General features: G+C 33.1%; 19 protein-coding genes and 1 riboswitch. Of the genes, 17 read left to right on the forward strand and 2 right to left on the reverse strand.

Going from position 1 to position 17,132, the window contains the following annotated elements:
• From buk (KQI41_RS04960) to KQI41_RS04995, 8 genes are read left to right on the forward strand one after another with little or no spacing between them, the layout of a single operon-like run.
• Complete coding sequence (buk, locus tag KQI41_RS04960) at window positions 1–1,092, forward strand: butyrate kinase (protein ID WP_216584947.1); 1,092 nt, start codon at window positions 1–3, stop codon at window positions 1,090–1,092.
• The gene (locus KQI41_RS04965; RefSeq protein ID WP_154439913.1) at window positions 1,085–1,987 is read left to right on the forward strand and encodes a phosphate butyryltransferase; all 903 of its coding nucleotides are present in this window, start codon (window positions 1,085–1,087) and stop codon (window positions 1,985–1,987) included. Before buk (KQI41_RS04960) ends, KQI41_RS04965 begins: the two co-directional genes overlap by 8 nt.
• A gap of 10 nt (window positions 1,988–1,997) precedes the next feature.
• Window positions 1,998–3,065, forward strand: coding sequence for a butyrate kinase (gene buk, locus KQI41_RS04970; RefSeq protein WP_154439912.1), 1,068 nt, complete (start codon window positions 1,998–2,000; stop codon window positions 3,063–3,065).
• 12 nt (window positions 3,066–3,077) lie between these two features.
• Window positions 3,078–3,755: a nucleotide-binding protein gene (locus KQI41_RS04975; RefSeq protein ID WP_154439911.1), complete on the forward strand. Its 678-nt coding sequence runs from the start codon at window positions 3,078–3,080 to the stop codon at window positions 3,753–3,755.
• A 19-nt stretch (window positions 3,756–3,774) separates the two neighbouring features.
• Complete coding sequence (locus KQI41_RS04980; RefSeq protein WP_154439910.1) at window positions 3,775–3,990, forward strand: 4Fe-4S dicluster domain-containing protein; 216 nt, start codon at window positions 3,775–3,777, stop codon at window positions 3,988–3,990.
• A gap of 29 nt (window positions 3,991–4,019) precedes the next feature.
• Window positions 4,020–5,081 carry a 3-methyl-2-oxobutanoate dehydrogenase subunit VorB gene (locus KQI41_RS04985; protein ID WP_154439909.1) on the forward strand — a complete coding sequence of 354 codons (1,062 nt, stop codon included), beginning with the start codon at window positions 4,020–4,022 and terminating at the stop codon, window positions 5,079–5,081.
• Complete coding sequence (locus KQI41_RS04990; RefSeq protein ID WP_154439908.1) at window positions 5,081–5,827, forward strand: thiamine pyrophosphate-dependent enzyme; 747 nt, start codon at window positions 5,081–5,083, stop codon at window positions 5,825–5,827. The genes KQI41_RS04985 and KQI41_RS04990 overlap by 1 nt, the downstream gene beginning before the upstream one ends.
• 1 nt (window position 5,828) lies before the next feature.
• Window positions 5,829–6,380, forward strand: coding sequence for a 2-oxoacid:ferredoxin oxidoreductase subunit gamma family protein (locus KQI41_RS04995; RefSeq protein ID WP_154439907.1), 552 nt, complete (start codon window positions 5,829–5,831; stop codon window positions 6,378–6,380).
• A 54-nt stretch (window positions 6,381–6,434) separates the two neighbouring features.
• On the opposite strand, the gene KQI41_RS05000 is transcribed toward KQI41_RS04995, so the two are convergent.
• Window positions 6,435–7,322, reverse strand: a complete 888-nt coding sequence (locus tag KQI41_RS05000) for a CsxC family protein (RefSeq protein ID WP_216584948.1) — start codon at window positions 7,320–7,322, stop codon at window positions 6,435–6,437.
• Window positions 7,323–7,525: 203 nt separating this feature from the next.
• Window positions 7,526–7,657, forward strand: a riboswitch (cyclic di-AMP (ydaO/yuaA leader).
• Window positions 7,658–7,755: 98 nt separating this feature from the next.
• Between KQI41_RS05000 and KQI41_RS05005 the strand changes: the two genes are divergently transcribed.
• Both KQI41_RS05005 and KQI41_RS05010 read left to right on the forward strand, forming a co-directional pair.
• The gene (locus tag KQI41_RS05005) at window positions 7,756–8,880 is read left to right on the forward strand and encodes an NAD/NADP-dependent octopine/nopaline dehydrogenase family protein (RefSeq protein ID WP_216584949.1); all 1,125 of its coding nucleotides are present in this window, start codon (window positions 7,756–7,758) and stop codon (window positions 8,878–8,880) included.
• Complete coding sequence (locus KQI41_RS05010) at window positions 8,880–10,520, forward strand: cobalamin B12-binding domain-containing protein (protein ID WP_216584950.1); 1,641 nt, start codon at window positions 8,880–8,882, stop codon at window positions 10,518–10,520. Before KQI41_RS05005 ends, KQI41_RS05010 begins: the two co-directional genes overlap by 1 nt.
• A gap of 83 nt (window positions 10,521–10,603) precedes the next feature.
• Here KQI41_RS05010 and fabZ read toward each other — a convergent pair whose 3' ends face one another.
• Window positions 10,604–11,035 carry a 3-hydroxyacyl-ACP dehydratase FabZ gene (gene fabZ, locus KQI41_RS05015; RefSeq protein WP_216584951.1) on the reverse strand — a complete coding sequence of 144 codons (432 nt, stop codon included), beginning with the start codon at window positions 11,033–11,035 and terminating at the stop codon, window positions 10,604–10,606.
• Window positions 11,036–11,235: 200 nt separating this feature from the next.
• Here fabZ and KQI41_RS05020 point away from each other — a divergent pair, with 200 nt between their 5' ends.
• The 7 genes from KQI41_RS05020 to KQI41_RS05050 all read left to right on the forward strand — a co-directional run bounded on the left by KQI41_RS05020 (window position 11,236) and on the right by KQI41_RS05050 (window position 17,082).
• Complete coding sequence (locus tag KQI41_RS05020) at window positions 11,236–12,234, forward strand: beta-ketoacyl-ACP synthase III (RefSeq protein WP_244971089.1); 999 nt, start codon at window positions 11,236–11,238, stop codon at window positions 12,232–12,234.
• A gap of 1 nt (window position 12,235) precedes the next feature.
• Entirely contained in the window at window positions 12,236–13,198 is a 963-nt protein-coding gene (fabK, locus tag KQI41_RS05025) for an enoyl-[acyl-carrier-protein] reductase FabK (RefSeq protein ID WP_216584952.1), read from the forward strand.
• Window positions 13,185–14,153, forward strand: a complete 969-nt coding sequence (gene fabD, locus KQI41_RS05030) for an ACP S-malonyltransferase (protein WP_216584953.1) — start codon at window positions 13,185–13,187, stop codon at window positions 14,151–14,153. The genes fabK and fabD overlap by 14 nt, the downstream gene beginning before the upstream one ends.
• A 79-nt stretch (window positions 14,154–14,232) precedes the next feature.
• Complete coding sequence (gene fabG, locus KQI41_RS05035; protein ID WP_216584954.1) at window positions 14,233–14,979, forward strand: 3-oxoacyl-[acyl-carrier-protein] reductase; 747 nt, start codon at window positions 14,233–14,235, stop codon at window positions 14,977–14,979.
• A 306-nt stretch (window positions 14,980–15,285) separates the two neighbouring features.
• A complete protein-coding gene (acpP, locus tag KQI41_RS05040) occupies window positions 15,286–15,519 on the forward strand; it encodes an acyl carrier protein (RefSeq protein ID WP_154439901.1) in 234 nt (77 codons plus the stop codon).
• Window positions 15,520–15,541: 22 nt separating this feature from the next.
• Window positions 15,542–16,780, forward strand: coding sequence for a beta-ketoacyl-ACP synthase II (gene fabF, locus KQI41_RS05045; protein ID WP_154439900.1), 1,239 nt, complete (start codon window positions 15,542–15,544; stop codon window positions 16,778–16,780).
• 119 nt (window positions 16,781–16,899) lie between these two features.
• Window positions 16,900–17,082 carry a hypothetical protein gene (locus KQI41_RS05050; protein WP_154439899.1) on the forward strand — a complete coding sequence of 61 codons (183 nt, stop codon included), beginning with the start codon at window positions 16,900–16,902 and terminating at the stop codon, window positions 17,080–17,082.
• Window positions 17,083–17,132 lie beyond the last annotated feature (50 nt).

Consider the following 17,132-nt stretch of genomic DNA (forward strand, 5'->3'; position numbering starts at 1 on the left):
ATGGAAAGAAAATATGTATTAGCAATTAATCCAGGATCTACATCTACTAAAGTAAGTCTATTTGAAGAGAATAAAGAGTTAAAGACCTTTAAAATAGACCATAAAAAGCAGGAGTTAGATAATTATAAAAGAATAGCTGACCAATATGATTATAGATTGAATTTAATCAAAGATTGGTTGCAAAGAGAAAATATTAACTTAAGTTCTTTGAGAGCAGTAGTAGGGAGAGGTGGGTTATTAAGACCTATGCCTGGTGGCACATATATAGTTTCTGATTTTATGATAGAAGATTTAAAGATTGGAATACAAGGGGAACATGCCTCTAATCTTGGTGGAATGTTAGCCAAAGGATTGGGAGATTTGGCGGACATACCTTCTTTCATAGTAGATCCTGTGGCGGTAGATGAGTTTCATGAAGTCGCTAGAATTTCTGGTTTAAATGAAATCTCAAGAAAGTCATTGATTCATGCACTAAATATAAAAGCAGTAGCCCATAGAAGAGCTAATGAAATAAATAAGGATTTAAAAGATATGAATTTAGTAGTTGCCCATTTAGGTGGTGGAATATCAATTGCACCAATTGAAAACGGAAAAATGATTGATGTAAATAATGCTAAGGAGATGGGTCCATTTTCTCCAGATAGAACAGGTGGACTTCCTATGGGAGACATAGTTAAGATGTGTTATTCAGGAAAATACACCTTAAATGAGATGAAGCTCAAGGTTCAAGGAGAAGGAGGATTATTTTCCTATTTAGGTACTATGGACGGTAGAGAAGTTGAAGATAGAATAAATCAAGGTGATAAATATTCAAAGCTTATATATGATGCTATGGCTTACCAAATTGGAAAAGAAATAGGAGCATATTCTACTGTACTCAAAGGTAAAGTTGATAATATAATACTTACAGGTGGACTAGCTTATTCTAGTTATCTTATGGAAAAGATAAAAGAAATGATTGAGTTTATAGCAGAAGTAGTGGTTTATCCGGGTGAAGATGAAATGGATGCACTGAATAAAGGTGCGTTAAGAGTTATCAATGGCTATGAAGAAGCAAAAATATATGAAACAGAGGTGGACATAAATGGCTAAATCATTTAAAGATTTATTAGAATTAGCTAAAACTAGAGGACCAAAGAAGGTATCAGTAGCTGTAGCTGAAGACAAAGACGTATTATCTGCAGTAAAAGAGGCTACGGAATGTAAAATAGCTGAACCTATATTAGTAGGAAACAAAGAAAAAATATTAGAAATATCAAAGGAAATAAACTTTGATTTATCAGGTACTCAAATAATTCATGAGGAAGATAAGGTTCTTGCTTGTAGAATAGCTACAGAATTAGTTAGTAGCGGAAAAGCTGATGTTTTAATGAAGGGACTTATAGATACTTCTGTAATAATGAAACAAGTATTAGATAGTGAAATTGGACTTAGGACAGGTAATGTAATATCTCATGTAGCTGTGTTTGATGTGCCTACTTATCATAAAGTATTTATTGTAACTGATGCAGCTATGAATATAGCTCCTGACCTTAACCAAAAGAAAGAAATTATTGAAAATGCTGTAGTATTAGCAAGATCATTAGATATAGAAATGCCAAAAGTTGCAGTTTTAGCTGCAAAGGAAAAAGTATCTCCAAAAATGGAAGCAACAGTCCATGCTAAGGAATTGGCAGATATGAATAAAGCTGGTGAAATTAAGGATTGTTTAGTAGATGGACCTTTTGCTTTAGATAATGCCATATCTAAAGAATCTGCAATTTTAAAAGGAATCCATAGTGAAGTAGCAGGAGATGCAGATATACTTTTAGCACCTAGTATTGATGCAGGAAACGTACTTTATAAATGTTTAGCATTTTTAGCAAATGCAAAATCAGCAGGACTTATAGTAGGTACTAAAGCTCCAATAGTTCTTACTTCTAGAGCTGATAATGAAGAAGCAAAATTAAATTCAATTGCCTTAGCAGTATTAATGGCTTCAAAATAGGAGGGTAAAAATGACTAGACTTTTAATTATAAATCCAGGTTCTACTTCTACAAAGATAGCAGTATTTGATGATGAAAAAAGTATATTTGAAGAAACCTTAAGACATTCAGTTGAAGAATTATCTCCTTATGAGAAAATATATGACCAATATGAATTTAGGAAAAATATTATTGTAAATATATTAGAGAAAAATGATATTACAATAGATTCATTAGATGGAGTAGTAGGGAGAGGTGGGCTTCTTAACCCAATAGAAGGTGGAACTTATGAAGTAAATGACTTAATGTTAGAAGATTTACGAATAGGTAAAAAAGGAGAGCATGCTTCAAATCTAGGCGGTATAATAGCTTATGAAATAGCTAAGGAAGTAGGAAAACGTTCATTTATAGTAGATCCAGTTGTAGTAGATGAATTACAAGATGTAGCTAGAGTATCTGGATTAAAAGAAATTGAAAGAACATCTATATTTCATGCACTAAACCAAAAAGCAGTGGCGAGACGTCATGCTAAAGAATTAGGACAAAATTATGAGGATTTAAACTTAATAGTAGTCCATTTAGGTGGTGGAGTTTCAGTAGGAGCTCATGAAAAGGGCAAAGTAATAGATGTAGCAAATGCTTTAGATGGAGAAGGACCATTTTCACCTGAAAGAGCGGGATCTTTACCAGTTGGAGACATGATAAAATTATGCTATTCAGGAAAATACACATATAATGAAGTAAAGAAAATGCTTACTGGAAATGGTGGAATTGTTTCATATTTAAAGACTAATGATGCTAGGGAAGTTACAGAAAGAATTGCAAATGGAGATAAATATGCAGAACTAATATATAATGCCATGGCATATCAAGTAGCAAAAGAGGTAGGAGCATGTGCTGCAGTTCTTAAAGGAAAGGTAGATGGTATTCTCCTTACTGGGGGAATAGCATATGATAAGTTGTTTACTTCATGGGTAGAAGAAAGCGTAAAGTTTATTGCTGATGTAACTATTTATCCTGGAGAAGATGAACTTACAGCTTTAGCAGAAGGTGGATTGAGAGTTTTAAGAGGAGAAGAAGCAGCAAAAGTTTATAAATAGGATATGGTGACTATGTTAAATAATGATAAAAGAATAAGAGTTATAATTGGGCATTATGGCAGTGGAAAATCTGAATTCAGTGTGAACTATGCTGTGAAATTAGCTCAGATGGGGAAAAAGGTTGCTTTAGCTGATTTGGATATAGTAAATATGTATTTTAGATCCAGAGAGAAGGCTTTGGAAATGGAAGGTGTAGGCATAAAAGTAATTGGAAGTCAAATCAATGCACCAGCCATAGAAGTACCGTCTATATCAGCAGAAGTATATACACCATTACAAGATGAAAGTTATAATTTAATCTTAGATGTAGGTGGAGACCAAGTAGGAGCTAGGGCATTGGGAAGATATGTAGAGTATTTTGAAGAAGGTAAATATGATATGTTTTTTGTCCTAAATGCTAATAGACCTGAAACTCAAACAGTAGATAAAGTACTTGAATATATGACAAAAATTCAAGATGTATCTAGAGCTAAAATAACAGGTATTATAAACAACACTCATTTACTAAAATCTACAACCTATGAAGATGTATTAAGAGGGCAGCAATTGGCTTTAGAAGTTCAAGAAAGAACTGGAATAAAGCTTAAATATATATCTGTACTAGAAGAAGTAATACCAAGTCTTCCTAATAACTTAGAAGGCGAAATATTCCCCATAAAATTATTTATGAGGGATGAATGGATGCTATAAAATAAAAGGAGGGTTAAAAATGGCTAAAGGTAAAGTAACATTTAATGAAGACATCTGTAAGGGATGTGGACTTTGTACAACTGTTTGTCCTGTAAAAATACTTGCATTAGATAAAACAAAAATAAATGCAAAAGGATACCACCCAGCATCAGTAACAGACCCAGAAAAATGTATCGGTTGTGCAAACTGTGCAACTATTTGTCCAGATGTAGTTATTACAGTAGAAAGATTCTAACTATACTTTAAAAAAGGAGGTTTTAAAATATGACTAAAGTTCTTATGAAAGGTAATGAGGCTATAGGTGCAGCAGCAATTCAAGCAGGATGTAAGTACTTCTTTGGCTACCCTATAACTCCTCAATCAGAACTACCAGAATATATGTCAAGGGAGTTACCAAAGGTAGGAGGAGTATTCTTACAAGCAGAATCAGAAGTAGCTGCAATAAATATGGTTTATGGTGCTGCAGGAGCAGGTGCTAGAGTAATGACATCGTCATCAAGTCCTGGAATGGCATTAAAACAAGAAGGTATTTCATATATTGCTGGTGCAGAATTACCTTGTCTTTTAGTTAATATAATGAGAGGTGGTCCAGGTTTAGGAAGTATTCAGCCTTCACAAACTGACTATTTCCAAGCAACTAGAGGCGGAGGAAATGGAGACTATAGAATGGTAGTATTTGCTCCAGCAAATGTTCAGGAATTAGTTGATTTAATTATAGAAGGATTTGATCTAGCAGACCAATACAGAAATCCAGTTATGGTTCTTGGAGATGGTATGATTGGACAGATGATGGAGCCAGTTGAATTTAAAACTCCAACAAAAAGAGATTTACCAGAAAAAGATTGGGCTACAGTAGGTACTGGAGATAAGAGAAAACCAAATATAATAAACTCTTTATATATAGCAGCAGAAGATTTAGAAGCTCACAATATTAGACTTCAAGCTAAATATAAAAAAATGCAGGAAACCGAGTGTAGAGTAGAATCATATAATATAGAAGATGCAGATGTGGTTATAGCAGCTTATGGAACTACATCAAGAATAGCAAAAACAGCCATAGCAAAATTAGAAAAAGAAGGATATAAAGTAGGACTAATTAGACCTATTACATTATGGCCATATCCATTTGATGAATTTAAGAAAATAAATCCAAACTGTAAAGGTATACTAACAGTTGAAATGAATAATGGACAGATGATAGATGATGTTAAAATAGCTGTTGAAGGTAAATTTCCTGTATCTTTCTATGGAAGATCAGGAGGAATGGTACCTACACCAGACGCAATAATTGAACATGTAAAGAAAATCTATGGAGGTGATAAATAATGACTATAGTTTTTGAAAAAACCAAAGGATTAACAGATGTACAAACTCACTATTGTCCAGGATGTACTCATGGAATTGTTCATAGATTAGTAGGAGAAGTATTAGTAGAATTAGGGGTATTAGATAAAGCCATAGGAGTTGCCCCAGTAGGATGTTCAGTATTTGCATATAATTATTTCAATTGTGATATGCAGCAAGCTGCACATGGTAGAGCACCAGCAGTAGCTACAGGAATAAAAAGAGTTCATCCAGATAATTTTGTATTTACTTATCAAGGTGATGGAGATTTAGCTTCCATCGGTACAGCAGAAATAGTTCATGCTGCTCATAGAGGAGAAAAAATTTCAACAATATTTATAAATAATGCTATTTATGGTATGACAGGTGGACAAATGGCACCTACAACACTTATAGGACAAAAAGCTACAACTGCACCTTTAGGAAGAACTGAAGAACATAGTGGTAGACCAATAAAAGTAAGCGAGATGTTAGCTACAATTCATGGAGCAGCATTTGTAGAAAGAGTTGCAGTAAATAACCCAGCAAATATAAGAAAAGCTAAAAAAGCTATAAAAGAATGCTTCCAGATACAACTTGAAGGAAAAGGATTTGGAATTGTAGAAGTATTATCCACATGTCCAACTAACTGGGGATTAACAGCTCCAGAGGCTATGAAATGGCTAGAGGAAAATATGATGCCTTATTATCCTCTTGGAAACTATAGACGTCCAGAGGAGGTTGAATAAAATGGAAGAAAGAATAGTAATTGCAGGATTTGGTGGACAAGGTGTAATGGCATTAGGTCAACTTTTAACATATTCAGGCATGACAGAGGATAAAAAAGTATCTTGGTTACCTTCTTATGGTCCAGAGATGAGAGGAGGAACTGCAAACTGTAACGTTATTATATCATCAGATGCAGTAGGTTCTCCAGTTGTTATAGATTCAACTTCAGCAATAGTAATGAATAGACCATCCTTAGATAAATTTGAAGATTCAGTAGTACCAGAAGGAAGACTGTTTATTAACTCATCATTAATAGATAGAAAAACTACTAGGGAAGATATAGAAGTATATTATATTCCAGCTAATGAAATAGCTAATGAAATTGGTAACCCAAGAGTAGCCAATATGGTAATGTTAGGAGCATTTTTAGAAGCTACAAAGGCAGTTGAGGTAGATACTATATTAAATAAAGCATTTACAGCAGTATTTGGAGAAAATAGAGTTAATTTACTTCCAATAAATAAAGAAGCATTGGAAAGAGGAGCAGAATTAGTAAAAGAGCAAAGAAAATAAATTACTATGAAAATAAGACCAGTTATAACACTGGTCTTATTTTATAGCATAGATTTAATCTTTGTTTGCTGAACATGGGAATTTAGGATGGCATCCTCCAGAAGTATCAGTTACTGCGGGAATTTGAACTTGCCTATTTTGTAAAACTTTAACTGTAAATTCTATAACCATTTTTTCTTCTATTCTGTTAAAGAATTTTTCCTCAATTGGGAACTCAGCACCACAAGGGCGATGACGACCAATGAATTCATCAAATTCAAAAATTCTTGCATTAATTAATTCGCAGAATGGAAGTTCATTGAAATTTTCAATTATAATCTGATTAAACTCCGATAAATCTCCAGATAGTAGTTTATCTTTTTCAGCAAAATGTTTATCCGGTAAATTACTAACCTTAAAGTATTCAAATTCAGTACTGGAATTTACAGCAAGTTCTTCTGGCGGAGTATAGAAAGTAAGTGGTGTTGAACATTCAAAAGGAACATCTATTGTACAATGATGTAGTTCTCCACATATACCTTCCATATTTGCACAATTGCCTGTAGTATAGTCAATGTTTTTACGGATAAACCCTTTAATAAACAATATATTAGTGGGTTGAAGTAAAAGACATTGAGTGATTTTTACTTTTTTCTTTATATTTTTAACATCAAGAGCTAATTCTGGTAATTTAATTAGTGAACTAAGATGAAATTGTACAGTTAATTCAGCTAATACTACTGGAATTTTAGCTATGACACCTGTAGTTATACCCACTGGAGTAATTGGTGTATTAGTACAACTATCTAACATATTAGTTTGAACTTCTACGCAAGAGTGGGGATATTTTGAATTACTACTACATTCCGAAATTGAAGGGCTATAGTTACCTTTTGTTCTTCCATGGGTATTATCAAATACTCGTACATTACTAATATTTGTACCTTCTACTGATCTATACATATTTTATTTCCTCCCTATATAATTAGTCATTAATAGCTTGTATTGTCTGTACATACTATAATATATTCAGATCGTCCAATTAGGTGATAGTAAACAACAGAAAAATAAACATTAAAAAATTATAGAAAATTAAATTATCAAATTTTTCCAGAAAAGGGTTTTTGCAAAAAAATGGTTAATATGGTATAATAATTCTAGTCTCGAAACGAATAATGCTTAATTCGATTTTTGAAGCGGGGGAACCAATTTTTTTGGGGTGAATCCATTATAGGACGGGCATAACCCTTTAGCCCGAACCCGACAGCTAACCTCGTAAGCAAATAAAGGGGGCATGAAATCTGTTGATTTCAAAACTATGGAAGCCCATAGTTTTTTTTGTCCCTCAAATCCAGTTAACATAAAATGAGACAAAAAATTCAAGGGGGATGATTAAATGCTAGGATTAAAATTTAGTATTATAGGTGCAGGAAATGGTGGAATTGCAATGGCAGGTTATTTAGCCATGATAGGATATGAGGTAAATTTATACAATAGGACATTAGAAAATATACTATCTTTAATAAATAATCCAACAATATCTCTAACGGGAGAAGTAACAGGAAAAGGCAAATTAAACAAGGTAACTAACATAATGGAAGAAGCTATAGATGGGGCAGATATAATTATGGTTACAGTACCTGCAATGGGGCATTATCAGATGGCTATAGAAATGACACCATATTTAAAGGATGGGCAAATAATAGTTTTAAATCCAGGTCGTACAGGTGGGGCATTGGAGGTATATGAAGCATTAAGACAATACAACTGCAATAATAAGGTAGTAGTTGCAGAAGCTCAAACTTTTATATACGCTTGTAGAGCCACTTCACAAAATAGTGCCCATATATTTCAGGTGAAAAATGAAGTAACCATAGGAGCTATACCTTCATCTAAAACAAATCATGTAATCAACTTACTTAAATTTGCTTATCCACAATTTATTCCTGCTAAGGATGTTCTTGAAACAAGTATAAATAACTATGGAGCAATATTTCATCCAGCACCAACATTATTAAATAGTGGGCATATTGAAAGAGGGGCAGCTTTTGAATATTATATAGAAGGCATAACTCCATCCATAGGAGATTTTTTAGAAAAAATGGATCATGAGAGAATGGAAATAGGAAAAATTCTTCAAATAAATACTTTATCTGCTAAGGAATGGTTATGCGAATCCTACGGAGCAAAAGGAAAAAATCTTTATGAAACAATTCAAAATAATTCTGCATACAAAGGACTTCAGGCACCAAAGGGGTTAAATATTAGATATATCTATGAAGATGTACCTTATAGTTTGATACCTATGGCATCTATAGCTATAGAATTAGGGATCCAAACTCCAGCTATTAATTCCATTATAAATATTGCAGAATTAATAACAGGAAGGAATTTTTATGTAGAAGGTCGAACTATAGAGAAATTAGGATTAAAAGGACTATCAGTATATGATATGCATAAAATTGCACAAATAGGAGGAATAGACAAAAAAGATAAAAAAGGTGAGGAAGGTGTTGCTTAGTGAAAAAGATTATAGCGGGAACTTTAGGTAACTGTGTACATGTGGCAGGAATAATGAATTACTTAAATTTAGCAGATCAAGAGAAGTATTATACTGATTTTATAGGAATAGGTAAATCAGTAGATGAAATAATAAATTTAATCAATGAAAAAAAGCCTGATATAGTAGCTTTATCCTATAGATTAACTCCAGAGCCACTTTATCAAATTCTAGAAGAACTAAAAGAAAAGATAATTGAAAATAATATTAAAGATATAATTTGGTTATTTGGTGGAACAGAACCTACATCATTAGTGGCTAAGGAGTATGAAATTTTTCATAAAGTATTTGATGGCAGTGAAGATATTGACGAAGTCATAGCATATCTAAAGGGTCAAGATTTATCAAAAGAAGAATCTTATCCAAAAGACCTAATAAACAGAATAAAATCTAAATATCCGTATCCAATATTAAGACATCACTTAGGATTACCAACTATAGAAGAAACCATAAAGTCAATAGAAAAAGTATCAGAATCAAAAGTAATAGATATAATTTCTATTGCACCAGATCAAAATGCTCAAGAATTTTTCTTTGACCAAGAAAATATGGATGAAAGACTAAATGGAGCAGGTGGGGTACCCTTAAGAAGTAAGGAAGATTTTAAGGAAGTTTATAATGCAGCACAAAGGGGAAATTTCCCACTATTACGTTCCTATAGTGGGACAAAAAATATAATACCTTTTGCCGAATTGTTAAAAGAAAGCATAGATAATGCTTGGTGTGCAGTTCCATTATTTTGGTATAGTGAACTAGATGGCAGAGGACCAAGAAAATTAATAGATGCCTTAAAAGAAAATCAAGAAGTAATGAAATGGCATGGGGAAAGAAATATTCCAGTAGAAGTAAATGATCCACATCATTGGAGTTTAAGAGATGCCCATGATTCCATAGCTGTGGCAGTAGCATATATTGCTGCCTATAATGCAAAAAAAATGGGAGTAAAAGATTATATAGCTCAATATATGTTTAATGTACCAGCATCTATTTCTCCAGAAATGGATTTAGGTAAGATGTTGGCAAAGATAGAATTAGTAGAAAGTTTAGTAGATGATGATTTTAATGTATATCGTCAAGCAAGGGCAGGTTTAGCAAGCTTTCCCACTAATCTTTATCAAGCTAAGGGGCAGTTGGCGGCCTCAGCATATTTAGCCATGGGAATTAAACCTCATATATATCATGTAGTAGGATTTTGTGAAGCTCATCATGCAGCAAAAGCTGAAGATATAATAGAGTCAGCTATGATAGTAAGGGGAATACTAAAAAATGAATTCTTAGGCTCAGTAGATATGACTAAGGACAAAAATGTTCTTGAAAGAAAAAACACACTGATAAAAGAAGCGAAGGTAATAATAGATACAATAGAATCTCTAAATTTAAGCGTAGAAGATCCATTAATAGATCCAGCAACTTTAACTGAGGCAGTAAGAGTTGGAATACTAGATGCACCTCATTTACAAGGCTCTAAAATAGCCAAAGGTACTCTTAAAACCAGAATGGTAAGTGGAGCATTATATGCCTATGATGAAAAGCAAGGAAAGATTATAAATGAAGAAGAAAGAATAGATATAATTTTAAAAGAAGCTATTAGCAAACAATAAAAAGAGTATGATAAACCTTTAAAAATCTTAATAACTATAAAAGGATTAAGAAATTTTCTTAATCCTTTTTTAAATATGGATATTTACTCTATAGCAAACAAAAACTCTCCTTCGCAAGCAAGTTCATCTCCAACGTAGGCCTTACCTTCACCAACTCCTACAGAACCCCTAACTCTAGTTAGAATCACTTCCATTTTAAGGGTGTCTCCAGGTACTACTTTTCTTTTAAATCTTACTTTATTTATTCCAGCAAAATAAGGGGTTTTTCCTTTATATCTTTCATCTGATAAGAGAATCACAGCTCCAACTTGAGCCATGGATTCAACAATTATTACTCCAGGCATTACAGGCATATTTGGAAAATGGCCTTGAAAAAATGGCTCATTTATAGTTACATTTTTATATCCCAATCCTTTAACTCCAATTTCTTCTATTAAAACTTTATCTATAAAGAGAAAAGGATACCTATGAGGAATAATCTCTTTTATTTCTTCTATATTTAACAATTTATCCATAAAATCGCTCCTTTTTTGATTTTTATAGTGAAAAATTAATGATTGCTTATTTTATTATATTCATATATACTAAATCTTAAAGTTCTAATTATATTATAGTATTAATATTAATCTAAAGAAAACTAATTTGCAAATATTTTTAAGGAGGTGGTAGATGAAGAAGAGGAAGGACAAATCACAATTAAATATGGAGGTGGAAAATGAAAAGTATTTATGTAGGTATCTCTGGTGTAGGTAGTTATGTTCCTGAAAGAGTTGTTACTAATGATGCTCTATCTAAAATTGTAGATACATCTAATGAGTGGATTGTTGAAAGAACAGGAATTGAAGAAAGAAGAATAGCAGAGGATGATACGGCGACTTCTGACTTAGGAACATTAGCAGCTAAAAGAGCTTTAGAAGATGCAAAATTACAACCAGAAGATATAGATTTAATTATTGTTGCAACAGTTACAGCTGACCACGCTTTTCCATCAACTGCCTGTATAATTCAAAAAAATATAGGAGCGATGAAGGCAGCAGCATTTGATATAAATGTAGGATGTTCTGGATTTGTATATGGTTTATCCATAGGGGAGAGTTTCATTAAATCAGGAACATATGAAAAGGTGTTAGTTATAGGAGCAGAAGCATTATCCAAAATAGTGGACTGGCAAGATAGAAATACTTGTGTATTATTTGGAGATGGTGCAGGAGCTTGTGTATTGGAAAAATGTGAAGAAGGATTTGGAATTCTTTCTAGTGAACTAGGCTCAGATGGTACAAATGGGCAAGTATTAAGTCAACCAGCAGGAGGATCTAGATTACCAGCCAGTATTGAAACTCTAGAAGATAGACTTCACTATGTAAAGATGGATGGAAAAGAAGTATTTAAATTTGCCGTTAGAGTTATGGAAAAAACATCAATGAATGCTTTAGAAAAAGCAAATTTAAATTTAGCAGATTTAGACTTTTTAGTTCCTCATCAAGCTAATATGAGGATTATAGACGCAGCAGCTAAGAAATTAAAACTTGAAAAAGATAAGATTTGTATAAATTTAAATAAATATGGTAATATGTCTTCAGCCTCTATTCCAGTTGCCCTTGATGAAGCAGTTAAGAATAAAAAAATTAAGAATGGTGACAATATACTTTTAGTAGCATTTGGAGCAGGACTTACTTGGGCTTCAATGACCATAAAGTGGAGTAGGAGGAAATAAAATGTGGAGGACTAGAATAACAGATATTTTTAATATTAAATATCCTATACTACAAGGGGGAATGGCTTGGGTGGCTACCCATGAATTAGCGGCAGCTGTATCAGAGGCAGGTGGTTTAGGGATCATTGGAGCAGGTAATGCCCCAGGAGAAGTAATAAGAGAAGAGATTAGAAAGCTAAAGGAATTGACAGATAAACCTTTCGGTGTAAATATTATGATGATGTCACCTTTTGCTGAAGATATTGTAGGTATAATCTGTGATGAAGGAGTTCCTGTTGTAACTACAGGTGCAGGAAGTCCAGGAAAGTATATAAAGAAGTTAAAGGAATACAATGTAAAAATCATACCTGTAGTACCTACTGTGTCTTTAGCAGTGAGATTAGAAAGAGAAGGCGTAGATGCCTTAATCGTAGAAGGAACTGAAGCGGGAGGCCATATTGGAGAATTGACTACTATGGCATTAGTTCCTCAAATAGTAGATAAAGTTAATATTCCTGTTATAGCAGCAGGAGGAATTGGAGACGGAAGAGGATTTTTAGCAGCTTTAAGCCTAGGGGCAGAAGGCGTTCAACTAGGAACTAGGTTTGTATGCTCTACTGAAGCAAATGTTCATATAAATTATAAAGAGGCCATAGTAAAATCTAAGGATAGAGATGCACAAGTAACTGGGAGAAGTACTGGGCATCCTGTTAGAGCATTGAAAAATAAATTTACTAGGGAATTTTTAGAGTTAGAAAAAAACAATGGATCTCTTGAAGAACTAGGGTTATTAGGTTCAGGAAGATTAAAGTTAGCTGTAGTAGATGGAGATATAGAAAAAGGATCTTTAATGTCTGGACAAATTGCTGGATTAATAGAAGATATTAAACCATGTAAGGAGATAATTGAAGATATAGTTTCATCTGCAGAAAAACAATTAAATTCATTGTACTCCCTAGGAGGTGAGAACAATGAAAAAAAATAAATTAGCTTTTATATTTCCTGGTCAAGGATCACAATACGTAGGAATGGGCAGTGACTTTTATGAATCCTTTGCAGAATCAAGAAAAGTATTTGATGAAGCAAATGAAGTACTAAATATGGATTTAAAATCCATATGCTTCAATGGAACTGAAGAAGATCTAAAGAAAACGGAAAATACTCAACCAGCTATATTGGCAACAAGTATTGCAATACTTAAGGCTATGGAGGCTAGAGGTATAGACTGTGAATATACAGCTGGACTAAGTCTCGGAGAATATAGTTCCTTAGTTACAAGTAAAAGCTTAGAATTTAAGGATGCTCTAAAGGTTGTAAAAGAAAGAGGAAGATTTATGCAGGAGGCAGTTCCCCTAGGAGTTGGTGGAATGGCTGCAATTCTTGGATTGGATAAAGAAAAATTACCTTTGATTATACAAAAAACTAAGGAATACGGAATAGTTGAAGTCGCTAACTATAATAGTCCAGAACAAATAGTATTATCAGGAGAAATGAAAGGTCTAAAAGTTGCCTGTGAAGAGGCAGTGAAACTAGGAGCGAAAAAAGCAGTGCCGTTATCTGTATCTGCACCATTTCACTCATCATTACTATCTTCAGCAGGAGAAAAGCTAAAGAATGAATTATCTAAGGTGGATATAAGAGAAACTCAAAAAAAGTTTATTTCCAATGTAGATGCTAAACTTAGTTCTAACAGAGATGAAATAAAGCCTAAGCTAGTAAACCAAGTAAGCAATTCAGTATTATGGCAGCAGTCTGTAGAATATATGATAAATGAAGGTGTAGACACATTTGTGGAGCTAGGACCAGGAAAATCTCTATCAGGCTTTGTAAAAAGAATCGGAAAATCCATGGGAAAAGAAGTAAAGGCATTAAGTGTAAATGATGTTAATTCCTTTGAAGAAACAATTAAATATATAAAATCAGTAAAAGATAATGAATAGTGAAGAGTTTCAAGTAGACTTGAAACTTCCATAACTATTAACTATTAGTTATTCACTATATACAGGAGGGGGTGAACAAGTGAGCCTAAAAGATAAAGTAGCCCTAGTAACTGGAGGATCTAGAGGTATAGGAAAAGAAATTGCTTTAGAACTAGCTAGAAATGGTGTTAATGTAGGAATTACCTATGTTAACAATGAAGAAAAAGCTAAAGAAGTAATAGACGAAATAAAATCCCATGGAGTAAAGGGAATTGCCATAAAAACAAATGTATCCATAGAAGAAGATGTATTACAAATGATAAAATCCATGGAAGAAGAACTAGGGACTATAGATATATTAGTAAATAATGCAGGAGTCACAAAAGATAATCTCATTATTCGAATGAAAGAGGAAGATTGGGACGAAATAATGAATGTAAACCTAAAGGGAACATTTTTAACTACTAAGGCAGTAACAAGGATAATGATGAAGAAAAGATATGGAAAGATCATAAATATTACTTCTGTAGTTGGTATAATGGGTAATGCTGGTCAAGGAAATTATAGTGCTTCAAAGGCTGGAGTTATTGGATTTACAAAATCCATGGCAAAGGAATTAGCCAGTAGGGGTATTAGAGTAAATGCCATAGCACCAGGATTTATAGAAACCGATATGACTGAAGTATTAAAAGAGGATATAAAGGAAACAATGCTAAAAGCAATACCACTAAATACCTTTGGTAACCCAAGAGATATAGCAAACCTAGTAGTATTTTTAGCCAGTGAAAAATCAGACTATATAACAGGCCAAGTAATAAATGTAGATGGTGGAATGGTTATGACCTAACACAGTGAACGATAGTGAGCTGATGTAGGTCAAACGCAACGAGAACCAAATCTATGAGAGCGAAGCGAGCAAATAGATTTGAGTTTCGAGACTGGGAGGTAGATAAATTATAAAAAACGAGTCTCCAGTTCAAGATTTGTGAAATATCACAACACAGAAAAAATAGTTTTGCAAACTCTCTACGCTCAAACAGTGCAAAATTTACGATTTTTTTCCTTAGTTGGATATTTCAATCAAATCATTCACAGTCGAGTCTTATTTTTATAATTTATCTAACAGAATTAAAAATATAGGAGGAATGTAAAAATGATATTTGAAAAGGTTGTAAATATAATAGCAGAGCAATTAGGAGTAGATGATATAGAAAGTATTACAATGGAGACTTCTATGATGAAGGATTTAGAAGCAGATTCATTAGATGCAGTAGAAATTATGATGGCTTTAGAAGATGAGTTTGGGATTTCTGTACCAGATGAAGATGCCGAAAACTTTAAGAACATTGGTGATATAGTAAAATATGTAGAAAAAAAGGCAGAATAATACCTTATATTGGAGGTAAAAAATGAAAAGAGTTGTAATAACAGGATTAGGAGCAGTTACTCCTATAGGTATAGGAAAAGAAAATTTTTGGAATTCCTTGATACAAGGTAAATCAGGGGTTGGACTTATAACTAGATTTGATACTACAGAATTTGATACAAAAATAGGTGCAGAAGTTAAGGATTTTAATCCATCTGACTATATAGATAAAAAAGAAGCCAAAAGAATGGATAGGTTTACACAATATGCAGTAGTAGGTTCAAAACTAGCAATAGAAGATGGAAATATAGATTTAGATAAATTAGATTTAGATAAAGTTGGAGTTGTAATTGGAGTTGGTATCGGTGGTATGGAGACTATGGAAACAGAGTATGAAAAACTAAGGGATAGAGGACCAAGTAGAGTTAGCCCACTTTTCATACCAATGATGATTTCCAATATGGCACCAGGACAAATATCCATGACCTTTGGATTTAAAGGACCAACAATGACAGTAACTACGGCCTGTGCATCAAGTACCCACGCCATAGGGGAAGCTTTTAGAATGATAAAATCAGGCAATGTAGATATGGTAGTAGCAGGTGGAGCAGATGCGTCTATAACACCTATTTCAGTGGCAGGTTTTTGTTCAATGAAAGCTCTTTCAACTAGAAATGATAATCCTACAAAGGCATCTCGTCCATTTGATAAAGAGAGAGATGGATTCGTAATGGGAGAAGGAGCAGGTATATTGATTTTAGAAGAGTTGGATCATGCACTTTCTAGAGGAGCAAATATATATGGTGAAATTGTAGGATATGGCTCTACTTCAGATGCTTTCCATATAACTCAACCAGACCCAGAAGCAAGAGGGGCAACAAGAGCTATGGAATTGGCATTGGAAGAAGCAGTAGCTAGTTACGAAGATGTGGATTATATAAATGCTCATGGTACATCAACATACTTTAATGACAAATTAGAAACTTTAGCAATAAAAAATGTCTTTAAAGACCATACAAAGAATATAAACATAAGCTCAACAAAATCAATGACAGGTCATTTACTAGGAGCTGCCGGTGGAATAGAGGCTATAGCAACCCTTATGGCAATAAAGGAAGGAATCATCCCTCCAACCATAAACTACGACAATCCAGATGAAGAGTGTGATTTAAACTACACACCAAATATTGCCGTAAAAAGAGATATAAAATACGCCATATCCAATTCATTAGGATTTGGTGGACACAATGGAACAGTATTGTTTAAAAAATATATAGATTAAACAAAAAGGACTTTGATTTTTCAAAGTCCTTTTTGTTTCGAGATAACTTTAACAAGTTTTAGGACAATAAATTATTTATATGATAATATAGAGGTAAGGAATAATAGGGGGTATAAAATATGTTTACAGTTAAGGTATTACCACCGTTATCATCATTAGTAATTGGATGGATTGTAATTGCAATAATAGTTTTAGTAGTTATAGCTATACCAATTTTTGGTTTTGTTAGACTAAAAAGAAAAATCAACAATATAGAAAACTCTCTTAATGAAATAAAAGAACAATTAGATAAAGATATATAGGTAAAATAAGATTGAAGAAATAAAATATAATTAAAAAGTAAAGATGATAT

This window comes from Tissierella pigra, from assembly GCF_018917845.1.
Taxonomy (GTDB): Bacteria; Bacillota; Clostridia; order Tissierellales; family Tissierellaceae; genus Tissierella; species Tissierella pigra.

Coding starts and splice junctions, on each gene's coding strand:
- KQI41_RS05020 (WP_244971089.1), top strand. CDS start 11,236: ATGAAAAGTATTTATGTAGGTATCTCTGGTGTAGGTAGTTATGTTCCT.
- fabF (WP_154439900.1), top strand. CDS start 15,542: ATGAAAAGAGTTGTAATAACAGGATTAGGAGCAGTTACTCCTATAGGT.
- KQI41_RS04975 (WP_154439911.1), top strand. CDS start 3,078: ATGTTAAATAATGATAAAAGAATAAGAGTTATAATTGGGCATTATGGC.
- KQI41_RS05050 (WP_154439899.1), top strand. CDS start 16,900: ATGTTTACAGTTAAGGTATTACCACCGTTATCATCATTAGTAATTGGA.
- buk (WP_216584947.1), top strand. CDS start 1: ATGGAAAGAAAATATGTATTAGCAATTAATCCAGGATCTACATCTACT.
- KQI41_RS04995 (WP_154439907.1), top strand. CDS start 5,829: ATGGAAGAAAGAATAGTAATTGCAGGATTTGGTGGACAAGGTGTAATG.
- fabZ (WP_216584951.1), bottom strand. CDS start 11,035: ATGGATAAATTGTTAAATATAGAAGAAATAAAAGAGATTATTCCTCAT.
- KQI41_RS05005 (WP_216584949.1), top strand. CDS start 7,756: ATGCTAGGATTAAAATTTAGTATTATAGGTGCAGGAAATGGTGGAATT.
- KQI41_RS04965 (WP_154439913.1), top strand. CDS start 1,085: ATGGCTAAATCATTTAAAGATTTATTAGAATTAGCTAAAACTAGAGGA.
- KQI41_RS04985 (WP_154439909.1), top strand. CDS start 4,020: ATGACTAAAGTTCTTATGAAAGGTAATGAGGCTATAGGTGCAGCAGCA.
- fabD (WP_216584953.1), top strand. CDS start 13,185: ATGAAAAAAAATAAATTAGCTTTTATATTTCCTGGTCAAGGATCACAA.
- acpP (WP_154439901.1), top strand. CDS start 15,286: ATGATATTTGAAAAGGTTGTAAATATAATAGCAGAGCAATTAGGAGTA.
- KQI41_RS05000 (WP_216584948.1), bottom strand. CDS start 7,322: ATGTATAGATCAGTAGAAGGTACAAATATTAGTAATGTACGAGTATTT.
- fabK (WP_216584952.1), top strand. CDS start 12,236: ATGTGGAGGACTAGAATAACAGATATTTTTAATATTAAATATCCTATA.
- buk (WP_154439912.1), top strand. CDS start 1,998: ATGACTAGACTTTTAATTATAAATCCAGGTTCTACTTCTACAAAGATA.
- KQI41_RS04980 (WP_154439910.1), top strand. CDS start 3,775: ATGGCTAAAGGTAAAGTAACATTTAATGAAGACATCTGTAAGGGATGT.
- KQI41_RS04990 (WP_154439908.1), top strand. CDS start 5,081: ATGACTATAGTTTTTGAAAAAACCAAAGGATTAACAGATGTACAAACT.